This window comes from Streptomyces sp. NPDC034103 (genome assembly GCF_055575395.1).
Genome location: NZ_JBVISS010000003.1, coordinates 530243 through 542705 on the forward strand (window position 1 = coordinate 530243; position 12463 = coordinate 542705).

The window sequence follows — 12463 nt, forward strand, 5'->3', positions numbered from 1 at the left end:
GGTTCCCGTTGCGGTGCGGCTTCCGGTGCCGGTGGGCGTTGCGGGTTCGGGCGCCCGTGGCGGTGCGGGTTCGGGTGCCGGTGACGGACGGCAAGCCACAATGGGGCCTGTGGGACACGGAGTAGAGTGAGGGACCCAGTCCGTCCCCCCGCCAGGGCATCGAACTCCGAGGTCACCATGCAGTCCACGCAAGCAGCCTCGGACGGGCACGCCGAGGTCCGCATCATCGCCGCCTCACCCGAGGTCGCGCGCCGGGTCGCGGAGGCCCTCCGCCACTGCTTCGCCACCACCGAGCAGCGCAGCTACCCCTCGGGCGTCGACGGAGGAACCCGCCTCGACCTCACCGTGGACACCACCCGCGCGGCCCAACCCGTACGGTCCTGGCTGGAGACCAGCCGGTCCGCTGAGGACGACCACCGGAGCGAGTGAGCCGTCCCGGAACGGCCCGTCCGGACCTTGCGGGGAGTAGCGTGAACGCATCGGGAGCACTTCGCGCGCCGGCCTCGATGCCGGTGCCGTTTCCGGTGAGCGACGACCTCGGGCGCTTGTGCTCACCGCAAGGGCCCGGAGACGGGTTTGCGCGATGTCCGCGATCCTTTCCCCTCATCCCCCGCTGCGGGCCGTCCCGTTCAGGGCCCCGACCACGCGCCTCGCGCTGAAGTCCGAGAGTCTTTCCGCGGGCTCCGCAGCGCTGGACGGCGCCTGGTGGCCTCGGTCACGTGACCTGCCCGGCGAGCTCGCCGCTCTGGCGGACGTGTTGGATCCGCTGTGGGGAAGGATCGACCGGATCGCTGTGAACCCCCGCAACTGGCCGGTCCCCCCGTCCAGGATCTACGTCAACGGCCATGTGCTGAAGGTCGGTTGGTTCACCTCCGAGCTGGACCCGCACGCGATCCTGTTGCTGTCCTCCACCACGGGTCGCTGGAACCTCCTGGTGATCCCGCCGGAGACAGGCGCCGCCTCGGCCGCACGGCTGATGGCCGCCGCCAGCGCCGACACCGGCCCGCAGAGGACCGCGACCGCACTCATGACGACCGAACAAGTCCGCCTAGCGGCGCCGGTGGCCGGGATCGACAGGGGTGGTGGTGTCCTCCCGCCCCACGGCCGGGATCAGCGACGCGCCGTGGGGGTGTGACCGCCATGGGTACTGCCCTGGTCGTCAGCGCCGTGCTCATCCTGGCCGTCGCCGCGACCCGTCTGGTCCACCGGTTCGAGGCGCCGGACCCGTCACGGCTGACAGTCCGCCGCGGTCACCGTGTACGGTTCCGCGCCTTGCTCGGTCGCGTCCGGAGGCGTGCGGACCTATGTGACTGCGGTCGGTTTCACGTGAAACAGTGACCGCCCGTCATCGTGCGCGGCCACTGAGCCATGGGCTGAGGCCGACGAGTATGAACTCCTTGTGCACGCGGTCGCCCGGCAGCGGGACCATCAGGTAGTTGCCCGGCGGGAAGCGGCGCGTCTTGACCCAGGCGTGGCCGTCGTAGAGGGCGCGCAGGAAGGCGGGCACGTCGTCGCGGGCGACATCCGGGCACTCCACGCCGTCGACGGTGATCAGCGCATCGTCGTCTGGGAAGAGCCGCACGACCACCTGGGGCCTCCCGCCGAGCTCGACGTAGGCCTCATGGGGCAGGGAGCCGTCCGGGTCCGCGGTGACGCCGATGCCCGCTGCGGTGCGGCGGGAGGTCTGGTCGGCGCCGATGTCGTGCGTCACCTCGATCTCGAGGGCGTACTCGGCGGCGAGTGCGCGCAACGCGATGACGGCGGCCTCTGTGCTGGGGAGGTGGTCCATACCACTGATCATGCCGGGAAGAGGGTCAGTGCGGCTCGGGAAAGCGCAGATAGCGCGGTGGCACGGCCTTCGTCAGCCACACCCCGTTCGCGCTGACGTGGAAGACGTGCCCGTCGCGGTGCATCGCCCCGGTGTCCACGGAGAGCACCACCGGTCGGCCGCGGCGGGCGCCGACCCGGGTCGCCGTCTCGCGGTCGGGGGAGAGATGGACGTCGTGCCTGTTCATGGGCCGGAGGCCCTCCGCGCGGATGGCGTCCAGGTGGTGGGCGACGGTGCCGTGGTAGAGGTACGCCGGCGGGGTGGCCGGGGGCAGACCGAGGTCGACCTCGATGCTGTGGCCCTGGCTGGCGCGGATGCGGGTGCCGTCGACCGCGAAGCGCTTCTTGTCGTTGGCGGCGACGACGTGGTCCAGCTCGTCCCTGGTGAACCGGAAGCCGTGTGCGGTGGCCGCGGTGATCAGTACGTCGATCTCGACCCAACCGGCCTCGTCGAGCGTGAGCCCGATCCGCTCGGGTTGATGGCGCAGGTGCTTCGAGAGGTACTTCGACACCTTCACGGTGCGTCTTTCGTCCATCCACTCAGCATGGAGGGAGAGACGCGGATCACGCACTTGGTTTTGACTCGCAGGTTTGATCCACAACCAACTGTAGTTATCCACAGGCTACTTGGCGTTTCTGTGGACAACTCGCCTTCGTGTCAGTCCTCTTCGTCAAGATCAGTCGGGGGGAGCCACGTTGACGTGAGCGCGTCCAACCCCCTTGCCCGCACCTCCCGTTCAGCCGCCAACGCCACGAACTCCGCCGCACCTTCCTCTCCAACCAGCCGCTCCACCGCCCGCATTGTCTCCTCGGGCAACGTCACAGAACGCGACCCGACCCTCTCCGTCGCACCCTCCCCGTCCCCCAACCGCCGGCGCAACTGTCGCACCGCCAACAGGCGCATCGCGCGCGCGAGTTCGGCGTCCACCGTCTGCTGGGCAAGAGGCCGAAGGCGGCGGACGAGCAAGGCCGCCTCGGCGGCGTCGGCGTCGCTCGGAAGGTGGGAACCGTCGAGGTAGCGAGCGAAGACGTGCTCGGTGGTGAACTCCAGGAAACGGGCGGCGATGTGCTCGACCTGCCCCCTCAACTCCCGCAGGTGGCCCGAGATCGCGGACAGCGGCACCCCCGCGCCATGCAACTCGACGGCCACAGCCAGCTCTTGAGGGCTCGGCACGACGAAGTGGTCCCCGTCGCCGGGCACCGGCTCCAGTACGCCGAGTTCCACGGCGTCGGCGATCGCCGCCTCGTCGGGCGTGCCGCCGAACCGCTCCTCCAGCTCGGCGCGCGAGATCCGTACCGCCTCCTCGTCGCTCCACGGCCCGTCGACCTCGGCGACCAGTCCGAGCACCCCGCCCAGGCCCCGGCCCGCGTCCCAGGCCTCCAGGAGGTCCCTGATGGCGGCCAGGGTGTAGCCGCGGTCGAGAAGGTCGGCGATCTGGCGCAGGCGGACGAGGTGTTCGTCGGAGTAGAGGTTGGCGCGGCCGCGGCGCTCGGGGCGGGGGAGGAGGCCGCGGTCCTGATAGGCGCGGATGGTGCGGACGGTGGTGCCGCTGAGGTGGGCGAGGTCCTCGATCCGGAGCGGTGGCACGTCGTGGGGGCGGATCACCGGCGCGTCCGGCACATCGCCGGTCGGGCCGTTTCCCGGATCGCCGGTCGGAGCGGCCCCCGCGCTACGGGCGGGGCCGTCCGCCACGCTGCCCATCGAGCCGTGCCTCCCGCTGCCCATCGGGCCGTCCCCCACACCGCTCATCGGACCGTCCCCCACACCGTCCATGAGCCCACCCTCCGCCCGTCTCATCTCATCCCCGACGCCCGCCTCAGGAGCTCTTCAACGCCCGCCTCGGAGCGCCTCAACACCTGCCTCGAAGCGCCCCCGGCCTCACCCCGGCGAGCGCCTCCCCCGCTTCACCCCCGGCGATCGCCTCCCCCGCCTCACCACGCCACGACCACCCCCCGACTCACCACGCCACGACCACCCCGCACCTCACAGCGGTGGCTCCACCCGCGCGATCGCCCGCAGGGCCCGGGGTGCGAACCGGGACAGCAGGTGGGTCGCGCGGGCCTCGGGTGTCACCGGCACCACCGCCTCGTTGCGCATGACCGCGCGCAGGATCGCGTCGGCGACCTTCTCCGGCGGGTAGTTGCGCAGCCGGTACAGCCGCGCGGTCTTCTTCTGGCGCCGCTTCTCCTCCTCGGCGTCGACCCCCGCGAACCGCGCGGTCGAGGTGATGTTGGTGTTGACGAAGCCGGGGCAGATCGCGCTCACCCCGATCCCCTGTCCGGCCAACTCCGCGCGCAGGCACTCGCTGAGCATCAGCACCGCCGCCTTGGAGGTGCTGTAGGCGGGCAGTGCCTTGGAGGGCTGGTAGGCCGCGGCCGACGCGGTGTTGACGATGTGGCCGCCCTGGCCGCGTGCGGCCATCTGCGCGCCGAACAGCCGGCAGCCGTGGATGACGCCCCACAGGTTGACGTCGAGGACCTTCTTCCAGTCCTCGGGGGTGGTGTCGAGGAAGGAACCGCCCAGACCGATCCCGGCGTTGTTCACCAGGACGTCCACCACGCCGTACTCGGCGGCGACCTTCGCGGCGAGTTTCTCCATGGCCTGTTCGTCGGAGACGTCGACCGTCTCGGCCCAGGACGCGGGGGAGCCGAGCAGGCGGGACATCTCGGCGGTCTGGGCCGCGGACTCCGGGTCCCGGTCGACGGCGATCACGCGCGCGCCGGCTTCCGCGAAGGCGTATGCCGTCGCCCGTCCGATGCCGCTGCCCGCGCCGGTGACCAGCACCAGCTGTCCGCCGAAGCGGTCGGCGTACTTGCCGGTGACGGTGGCCGGCCGGGGTCCGCCGCCCTCGACGGACGTCACGAACTCGCCGATCCAGGAGGCCAGCAGGTCGGGCCGGGTGCGCGGTACCCAGTGCCGGGCCTGGAGGGTGCGCCGGGTCAGCCGCGGGACCCACTGCTCCAGATCGTCGTAGAGCCGCTCGGAGAGGAAGGCGTCGTCCAGGGGCGTGATGAGCTGCACGGGCGCGTGCGCGTACGCGTCGTCGCGCGGGCGGCGCAGCCGGGCCCGTACGTTGTCGCGGTACAGCCATGCCCCGTGGGCGGCGTCCGTCGGCAGGGACGCGGTCGGGTAGTCGCGGCTGGGTATCCGCTCCGCGCGCTCCAGGATGCGCGGCCACACCCTGCCGAGGGGGCCGCGCCAGGCCAGTTCCGGCAGCACGGGCGTGTGCAGGGCGTACACGTACCAGGACTTGGCGCCCTGGCCGAGGAGCTGGCCGACCCGGCGGGGGGTGGGGCGCCGCACGCGGCTGTCGATCCAGTGTCCGAAGTGGTCCAGGGACGGTCCGGACATCGAGGTGAAGGAGGCGATGCGGCCTTCGGTGCGGCGGACGGTGGTGAACTCCCAGCCCTGCACCGAGCCCCAGTCGTGCCCGACGAGGTGCACGGGCCGGCCGGGGCTGACCGCGTCCGCGACGGCGAGGAAGTCGTCCGTCAGCTTCTCCAGGGTGAACCCGCCCCGCAGCGGACGCGGCGCGGTCGAACGGCCGTGGCCCCGGACGTCGTAGAGCACGACGTGGAAGCGGTCCGCGAGCCGCGCGGCGACCTGCGACCACACCTCCTTGCTGTCCGGGTAGCCGTGCACCAGGACGACCGTCGGCCAGGACGGGTCCCCGAGTTCCGCGACGCACAGCTCGATGCCGCCGGTGCGCACCCGGCGTTCGCGCGCGCCGTCGAGGCCTGCCCCGGTCACCTCAGCGCGTGCCATCCCCGTTCCCTTCCTCCGCCCTCGCCCTCGCCCACGTCCTCGCCCCGGCACCGTCACTCGTCCTCCGTCCAGCGCCGCACCTGCGGCAGGTCGCGTCGACTGCGCTACGTGTCCGCAACGTGACATCAGTGAATGTGACAGTCGTTGCAGGCAGCGTCAATAGGGGGTGCCGGCCTGTGGAAAACGCCCCGTGTAGCCCTCAGGCATGGCATCCCCTACGGGCCCGTACGACTGGAGGCTGACCCGAAGACAGCTCTGGGGTGTGACGACCGGCGTGGTCCGCGTCACTACCGTCTAGAACGTGACTGTGATCGCGACCGAAAGCCTGAGCAAGCGGTTCCCCCGGGTGACCGCGCTGGACCGGCTCTCCGTCGACGTCGGACCCGGTGTGACCGGGCTCGTCGGAGCCAACGGAGCCGGCAAGTCCACCTTGATCAAGATCCTGCTGGGTCTGTCCCCCGCCACGGAGGGCCGCGCCGAGGTCCTCGGACTCGACGTCGCCACCGAGGGCGGTGCCATCCGTGAGCGTGTCGGGTACATGCCGGAGCACGACTGTCTGCCGCCCGACGTCTCGGCGACCGAGTTCGTCGTCCACATGGCGCGCATGTCGGGGCTGCCGCCCGCCGCGGCCCGCGAACGCACCGCGGACACGCTGCGCCACGTGGGGCTGTACGAGGAGCGGTACCGCCCCATCGGCGGCTACTCGACCGGCATGAAACAGCGCGTGAAGCTGGCCCAGGCCCTGGTCCACGACCCGCAGCTGGTCTTCCTGGACGAGCCGACCAACGGCCTCGACCCGGTCGGCCGCGACGACATGCTGGGCCTCATCCGGCGCATCTACACCGACTTCGGCATCTCGGTCCTGGTCACCTCGCACCTGCTGGGCGAACTGGAACGCACCTGCGACCACGTGGTCGTCGTCGACGGCGGCAAGCTGCTGCGCTCCAGCTCCACCACCGACTTCACCCAGATCACGACCACTCTCGCGATCGAGGTCACCGACACCGACGCGCACCCCGACGGCACCCGCGCGGTGCGAGAAGCGCTCCACGCGCGCGGGGTGGAGGTTCTCGACGCCAACAGCGCCCTGCCGGGCGCCGGCCACATCCTGCTGCTGACCGCGCAGGGCGAGGAGACCTACGACGTCGTCCGGGACACGGTCGCCGACCTCGGTCTCGGTCTGGTGCGCATGGAGCAGCGCCGGCACCACATCTCCGAGGTCTTCACGGACGACCAGAACACCAACGAGCAGCGGAAGGAGGCCGTCGGCCATGGCAGTTGAGCACCCCGTAGCCGGGACCCAGGGCGACCAGACCCGCATCCACAACATCGGCTACCGCACCTACGACGGCCCGCGCCTCGGCCGCTCCTACGCCACCCGCTCGCTCTACTCGCAGTCCCTGCGCGGCGCCTACGGTCTCGGCCGTTCGGTGAAGTCCAAGGTGCTGCCGATGCTGCTGTTCGTGGTGATGTGCGTGCCGGCGGCCATCATGGTGGCCGTCGCGGTCGCCACGAAGGCCAACGACCTGCCCGTCGACTACACGCGCTACGCGATCGTCATGCAGGCCGTCATCAGCCTCTACGTCGCCTCCCAGGCACCGCAGTCCGTCTCGCGCGACCTGCGCTTCAAGACCGTGCCGCTGTACTTCTCGCGGCCGATCGAGACCGCCGACTACGTCCGCGCGAAGTACGCGGCGCTGGCCTCGGCCCTGTTCATCCTGACCGCGGCCCCGCTGCTGGTGCTCTACGTGGGCGCCCTGCTCGCGAAGCTGGACTTCGCCGACCAGACCAAGGGGTTCGCGCAGGCACTCGTCTCCGTGGCGCTGCTCTCCCTGCTGTTCGCCGGCCTCGGCCTGGTCATCGCCTCGGTCACCCCGCGCCGCGGCTTCGGCATCGCGGCCGTGATCGCCGTCATGACCATCTCCTACGGCGCGGTCTCCACCCTCCAGGCCATCGCCGACGTCCAGGGCAGCAGCAGCGCCATTCCGTGGATCGGCCTGTTCTCGCCGGTCACGCTCATCGACGGACTGCAGAGCGCGTTCCTGGGCGCGAGCTCGGCGTTCCCGGGCGGCGTCGGCCCGTCGAACGGCGAGGGCGTGGTCTACGTCCTGGTCGTTCTCGGCGTCATCGCCGCCTGCTACGGCCTGCTGATCCGCCGCTACAAGAAGGTGGGACTGTGACCACGCTCCAGATCGACCACGTCTCCCGCTGGTTCGGCAACGTGGTCGCCGTCAACGACATCACCATGACGATCGGCCCCGGTGTCACGGGCCTGCTCGGCCCCAACGGCGCCGGGAAGTCCACCCTGATCAACATGATGGGCGGCTTCCTCGCCCCCTCCACCGGCACCGTCACCCTCGACGGCGAGCAGGTGTGGCGCAACGAGGCGATCTACCGGCACATCGGCATCGTCCCCGAGCGCGAGGCGATGTACGACTTCCTCACCGGCCGCGAATTCGTCGTCGCCAACGCCGAGTTGCACGGCCTGGGCGCCAAGGCCGCCCAGAAGGCGCTGGCCACGGTGGAGATGGAGTACGCGCAGGACCGCAAGATCCAGACGTACTCCAAGGGCATGCGCCAGCGCGTGAAGATGGCGTCCGCCCTGGTCCACGACCCGTCCCTGCTCCTGCTCGACGAGCCCTTCAACGGCATGGACCCGCGCCAGCGCATGCAGTTGATGGACCTGCTGCGGCGCATGGGCGACGAGGGTCGCACGGTCCTGTTCTCGTCCCACATCCTCGAAGAGGTCGAGCAACTCGCCTGGCACATCGAGGTCGTGGTGGCCGGCCGGCACGCGGCCAGCGGCGACTTCCGCAAGATCCGCCGCCTGATGACGGACCGCCCGCACCGCTACCTGGTGCGCTCCAGCGACGACCGCGCCCTCGCGGCCGCGCTGATCGCGGACCCGTCGACGGCCGGTATCGAGGTCGACCTGGCGGAGGGCGCGTTGCGCGTCCAGGCCGTCGACTTCGGCCGCTTCACCACGCTGCTGCCCAAGGTCGCCCGCGACCACGGCATCCGGCTGCTCACGGTCTCGCCGTCCGACGAGTCCCTCGAGTCCGTGTTCTCGTACCTGGTCGCGGCGTAGGAGGCCCAAGATGTACGACCCCACAGTCGCCCGACTCACCTACCGGGCCCTGCTCGGCCGGCGCCGGGCCCTCATCCTGGGCGCCCTGCCCGTCCTGCTGATCGTGATCGCGGTGATCGTGCGCGCCCTGGTCGGCGCCGACGACCAGACGGCCTCCGACCTCCTCGGCGGACTCGCGCTCGCCACGATGGTGCCGATCATCGGCGTCATCGCCGGCACCGGCGCGATCGGCCCGGAGATCGACGACGGCTCGGTGGTGTACCTGCTGTCCAAGCCGATCAAACGGCCCACGATCATCTTCACCAAGCTGATCGTCGCGATCGCGGTCACGATGGTCTTCTCGGCCCTGCCGACCCTGATCGCGGGCTTCATCCTCAACGGCAACGGCCAGCAGATCGCCGTCGCCTACACGGTGGCCGCGCTGGTCTCCTCCATCGCCTACGCCGCGCTGTTCCTGCTGCTGGGCACGGTGTCACGGCACGCGGTGGTCTTCGGCCTGGTCTACGCCCTGGTCTGGGAGGCCCTGTTCGGCTCCCTGGTCGCCGGGGCGCGCACGCTCAGCGTCCAGCAGTGGTCGCTGGCCGTGGCCCACAAGGTCGCCGGCGGCGAGTTGGTCACCTCGGACGTCGGACTGCCGACGGCGACGGTGCTGCTGGTCCTGGTGACGGTCCTCGCGACCTGGTACGCGGGCCAGAAGCTGCGGACGCTGAAACTGGCGGGCGAGGAGTAGCCCTCCCGGGGCGGGCAGCCCGCCCGGTGGAGTCACCGGGCGGGACGCACACGGCCCGCTTGTTGACAGGGGCTTGACCTCTGTCCGGCCACGCTGGGACTTCGGGAACGCACCTGCTGGGAGGAACGGGGATGGCGGACGCGCACGACGACGCTCGGGCCCGGTCCGGGGACGAGACCTGGGACGACCTTGTCCTGGACGAGGACTTCATACGCTCCGCGGAGACCTCCGAGCCGTCCGCCCGGGCCCGCATGCTCGCGGCCCGCTGGCACGGCGAGGAGCCCGAGCCGCAACCGTGGCGCTCCGACGAGCCGCCCGCGGGCTGGTTCTTCAGCAAGGCGCGCCGCAAGTGGTGGCGACGCTGACGCAGTCGTACGGCTGTTTTATTCGGTGGCGTCCAACCCGGCGTACGGGCACGATGGTTGTGTCCGCGAGGCCGGGATGATCCGGCGCCATCGACTGGGGAGGTGTTCGACGATGTCCATGCACGACAGTCTGTCGAGCACCCTGCAGGGCAGTCCGCGGCGGGTTCCGGTGTAGTTACGCCACCGTCGAACCCGCGCACGGGCACTGCCCGGGCGGCCGCTTCGAGCACGCGACGTCGCTCTCGCGTGGGCCGCCCACCCGGAGGATTGGCCGAGTGGTAAGGCACCGGCTTGCTAAGCCGTGGTCGGGGGAAACCCCGCGCACGTTCGATCCGTGCATCCTCCGCAACACGTCGAAACACGCTGGACCGGACCCACCCAAGGGGCGCGGGGAACTGCGCGACCAGCCACAAACGGCCCGCAGCCGCCCCACGACCTCAACCCAGCAGCCGCCCCACGACCTCAACCCAGCAGACGCTCCACGACCACCGCGATCCCGTCCTCCTCGTTCGAGGAGGTCACCTCGTCGGCCACCGCCTTCAGCTCCTCGTGCGCGTTGGCCATGGCCACACCCCGGGCCGCCCACCCGAACATCGGGATGTCGTTCGGCATGTCGCCGAAGGCGATCGTGTCCGCGGCCTTCAACCCCAGCCGACGCGCGGCCAGCGACAGCCCCGTCGCCTTCGACAGGCCCAGCGGAAGCAGTTCGACGATGCCCGCGCCGGCCATCGCGACCGTCACGAAGCCACCGGCGGCCTGCCGCGAGACCGCCGCCAGCTCGTCGTCGGACAGCTGAGGATGCTGGATGTAGATCTTGTTCAGCGGGGCGGACCACAGATCCGCGGGGTCCGTGAACGGAGTCACGGGCAGCTCGCCGGTGAGCGCGTAGCCCTGCCCCACCAGCACCTCGCCCTCCAGCCCGTCCCGGCTCGCCGCGAGGTACAGCGGCCCGACCTCCGCCTCGATCTTCGCGAGGGCGACCCCGGCCAGCTGCCGGTCGAGGGTCACGGACGTCAGCAGGCGGTGCTCGCCGGCGTGGTACACCTGCGCGCCCTGTCCGCAGACCGCGAGGCCGTCGTAGCCGAGGTCGTCGAGGATGTGCCGCGTCCACGGCACCGCGCGGCCGGTGACGACGATGTGCGCCGCACCGGCCTCGGTCGCCGCCGCGAGAGCGTCACGGGTGCGCTGCGAGACCGACTCGTCGGAGCGCAGCAGCGTTCCGTCGAGGTCGGTCGCGATCAGCCGGTAGGGAAAGGGCGCGGTCACTTGGCGACCGGCTCGAGCACGTCCCGCCCGCCCAGGTACGGACGCAGCACCGGCGGCACGTACACGGTGCCGTCGGCCTGCTGGTGGTTCTCCAGGAGCGCCACGATCGTGCGCGGTACGGCGCACAGCGTGCCGTTGAGCGTCGCGAGCGGCTGGACCTTCTTGCCGTCGCGCTGGCGCACCGACAGGCGGCGGGCCTGGAAGCTGTCGCAGTTGGAGGCCGAGGTCAGCTCGCGGTACTTGCCCTGGGTCGGGATCCACGCCTCGCAGTCGTACTTGCGGGAGGCGGAGGCGCCCAGGTCGCCCGAGGCCACGTCGATGACCTGGAAGGGCAGCTCCAGGCCGGTCAGCCACTGCTTCTCCCAGTCCAGGAGCCGCTTGTGCTCGTTCTCGGCGTCCTCGGGGGCGACGTACGAGAACATCTCGACCTTGTCGAACTGGTGCACGCGGAAGATGCCGCGTGTGTCCTTGCCGTAGGTGCCGGCCTCGCGGCGGAAGCACGGCGAGAAGCCGGCGTAGCGCAGCGGCAGCTTGTCGGCCTCGATGATCTCGTCCATGTGGTACGCGGCGAGCGGGACCTCGGAGGTGCCGACCAGGTAGTAGTCGTCCTTCTCCAGGTGGTACACGTTCTCCGCGGCCTGGCCGAGGAAGCCGGTGCCCTCCATGGCGCGCGGGCGGACCAGCGCGGGGGTGAGCATCGGGATGAAGCCGGCCTCGGTGGCCTGGGCGATCGCCGCGTTGACGAGGGCGAGCTCCAGGAGCGCGCCGACACCGGTGAGGTAGTAGAAGCGCGAGCCGGAGACCTTCGCGCCGCGCTCGACGTCGATGGCGCCCAGCGCCTCGCCGAGCTCCAGGTGGTCCTTGGGCTCGAAGCCCTCGGCGCCGAAGTCGCGGATGGTGCCGTGCGTCTCCAGGACGACGAAGTCCTCCTCGCCGCCGACGGGGACGTCGGGGTGGACGAGGTTGCCGAGCTGGAGGGCGAGGCGCTTGGTCTCCTCGTCGGCGTCGTTCTGCGCGGCCTCGGCGGCCTTGACGTCGGCCTTGAGCTGCTCCGCCTTCTGGAGCAGCTCGGCACGCTCCTCCGGAGTGGCCTTGGGGATGAGCTTGCCGAGCGCCTTCTGCTCGGAACGCAGCTCGTCGAAGCTGACGCCGGACGACCTGCGCCGCTCGTCGGCAGACAGGAGGGCGTCGACGAGCGCGACGTCCTCTCCACGGGCGCGCTGCGAGGCGCGCACTCGGTCGGGGTCCTCACGGAGCAGGCGAAGGTCAATCACGCGGCCAAGGCTACCGGTGCCTGGTGAGAGCCCACGACTCACTATTCCGAACCACGCCTTACATACCGTTATGGGGGAATTGCGTGCCGTGTCAATATGGGACAGCCCACTCCCTGGAACGGATCAGGTTCCGGGCGCCGCGTTGAC

Annotated in this window: 13 protein-coding genes and 1 tRNA gene; 8 read left to right on the forward strand and 6 right to left on the reverse strand. The window is 70.8% G+C overall.

Going from position 1 to position 12463, the window contains the following annotated elements:
- Window positions 1-177 precede the first annotated feature (177 nt).
- Window positions 178-429 (forward strand): hypothetical protein, encoded by a 252-nt coding sequence (locus ACZ56U_RS08635; protein ID WP_469083285.1) that lies wholly within the window; start codon window positions 178-180, stop codon window positions 427-429.
- A gap of 154 nt (window positions 430-583) precedes the next feature.
- Window positions 584-1135, forward strand: coding sequence for a DUF5994 family protein (locus ACZ56U_RS08640; RefSeq protein WP_469083286.1), 552 nt, complete (start codon window positions 584-586; stop codon window positions 1133-1135).
- 210 nt (window positions 1136-1345) lie between these two features.
- On the opposite strand, the gene ACZ56U_RS08645 is transcribed toward ACZ56U_RS08640, so the two are convergent.
- The 4 genes from ACZ56U_RS08645 to ACZ56U_RS08660 form a co-directional block, all read right to left on the reverse strand.
- The gene (locus ACZ56U_RS08645; RefSeq protein WP_469083287.1) at window positions 1346-1789 is read right to left on the reverse strand and encodes a hypothetical protein; all 444 of its coding nucleotides are present in this window, start codon (window positions 1787-1789) and stop codon (window positions 1346-1348) included.
- A 25-nt stretch (window positions 1790-1814) separates the two neighbouring features.
- The gene (locus ACZ56U_RS08650) at window positions 1815-2363 is read right to left on the reverse strand and encodes an RNA 2'-phosphotransferase (RefSeq protein ID WP_469083288.1); all 549 of its coding nucleotides are present in this window, start codon (window positions 2361-2363) and stop codon (window positions 1815-1817) included.
- A 122-nt stretch (window positions 2364-2485) separates the two neighbouring features.
- On the reverse strand, window positions 2486-3601 hold the full coding sequence (locus ACZ56U_RS08655) for a MerR family transcriptional regulator (RefSeq protein ID WP_469083289.1): 1116 nt from the start codon (window positions 3599-3601) through the stop codon (window positions 2486-2488).
- 210 nt (window positions 3602-3811) lie between these two features.
- Window positions 3812-5593, reverse strand: a complete 1782-nt coding sequence (locus tag ACZ56U_RS08660) for an SDR family oxidoreductase (RefSeq protein WP_469083290.1) — start codon at window positions 5591-5593, stop codon at window positions 3812-3814.
- Window positions 5594-5900: 307 nt separating this feature from the next.
- Here ACZ56U_RS08660 and ACZ56U_RS08665 point away from each other — a divergent pair, with 307 nt between their 5' ends.
- The 6 genes from ACZ56U_RS08665 (at window position 5901) to ACZ56U_RS08690 (ending at window position 10122) form a co-directional block, all read left to right on the forward strand.
- Entirely contained in the window at window positions 5901-6875 is a 975-nt protein-coding gene (locus tag ACZ56U_RS08665; protein WP_469083410.1) for an ABC transporter ATP-binding protein, read from the forward strand.
- Window positions 6865-7773 (forward strand): ABC transporter permease, encoded by a 909-nt coding sequence (locus ACZ56U_RS08670; protein ID WP_469083291.1) that lies wholly within the window; start codon window positions 6865-6867, stop codon window positions 7771-7773. The genes ACZ56U_RS08665 and ACZ56U_RS08670 overlap by 11 nt, the downstream gene beginning before the upstream one ends.
- On the forward strand, window positions 7770-8681 hold the full coding sequence (locus tag ACZ56U_RS08675) for an ABC transporter ATP-binding protein (protein WP_391233538.1): 912 nt from the start codon (window positions 7770-7772) through the stop codon (window positions 8679-8681). The genes ACZ56U_RS08670 and ACZ56U_RS08675 overlap by 4 nt, the downstream gene beginning before the upstream one ends.
- A gap of 10 nt (window positions 8682-8691) precedes the next feature.
- On the forward strand, window positions 8692-9411 hold the full coding sequence (locus ACZ56U_RS08680) for an ABC transporter permease (protein WP_391233539.1): 720 nt from the start codon (window positions 8692-8694) through the stop codon (window positions 9409-9411).
- Window positions 9412-9542: 131 nt separating this feature from the next.
- Window positions 9543-9776: an SGM_3592 family protein gene (locus ACZ56U_RS08685; RefSeq protein WP_469083292.1), complete on the forward strand. Its 234-nt coding sequence runs from the start codon at window positions 9543-9545 to the stop codon at window positions 9774-9776.
- A 261-nt stretch (window positions 9777-10037) separates the two neighbouring features.
- A tRNA-Ser gene (locus ACZ56U_RS08690) sits at window positions 10038-10122 on the forward strand.
- A gap of 116 nt (window positions 10123-10238) precedes the next feature.
- On the opposite strand, the gene ACZ56U_RS08695 is transcribed toward ACZ56U_RS08690, so the two are convergent.
- Both ACZ56U_RS08695 and serS read right to left on the reverse strand, forming a co-directional pair.
- Window positions 10239-11042, reverse strand: a complete 804-nt coding sequence (locus ACZ56U_RS08695; RefSeq protein ID WP_469083293.1) for an HAD family hydrolase — start codon at window positions 11040-11042, stop codon at window positions 10239-10241.
- On the reverse strand, window positions 11039-12316 hold the full coding sequence (serS, locus tag ACZ56U_RS08700; RefSeq protein ID WP_469083294.1) for a serine--tRNA ligase: 1278 nt from the start codon (window positions 12314-12316) through the stop codon (window positions 11039-11041). The genes ACZ56U_RS08695 and serS overlap by 4 nt, the downstream gene beginning before the upstream one ends.
- Window positions 12317-12463 lie beyond the last annotated feature (147 nt).

Coding starts and splice junctions, on each gene's coding strand:
- ACZ56U_RS08635 (WP_469083285.1), top strand. CDS start 178: ATGCAGTCCACGCAAGCAGCCTCGGACGGGCACGCCGAGGTCCGCATC.
- ACZ56U_RS08640 (WP_469083286.1), top strand. CDS start 584: ATGTCCGCGATCCTTTCCCCTCATCCCCCGCTGCGGGCCGTCCCGTTC.
- ACZ56U_RS08645 (WP_469083287.1), bottom strand. CDS start 1,789: ATGGACCACCTCCCCAGCACAGAGGCCGCCGTCATCGCGTTGCGCGCA.
- ACZ56U_RS08650 (WP_469083288.1), bottom strand. CDS start 2,363: ATGGACGAAAGACGCACCGTGAAGGTGTCGAAGTACCTCTCGAAGCAC.
- ACZ56U_RS08655 (WP_469083289.1), bottom strand. CDS start 3,601: ATGGACGGTGTGGGGGACGGTCCGATGAGCGGTGTGGGGGACGGCCCG.
- ACZ56U_RS08660 (WP_469083290.1), bottom strand. CDS start 5,593: ATGGCACGCGCTGAGGTGACCGGGGCAGGCCTCGACGGCGCGCGCGAA.
- ACZ56U_RS08670 (WP_469083291.1), top strand. CDS start 6,865: ATGGCAGTTGAGCACCCCGTAGCCGGGACCCAGGGCGACCAGACCCGC.
- ACZ56U_RS08680 (WP_391233539.1), top strand. CDS start 8,692: ATGTACGACCCCACAGTCGCCCGACTCACCTACCGGGCCCTGCTCGGC.
- ACZ56U_RS08685 (WP_469083292.1), top strand. CDS start 9,543: ATGGCGGACGCGCACGACGACGCTCGGGCCCGGTCCGGGGACGAGACC.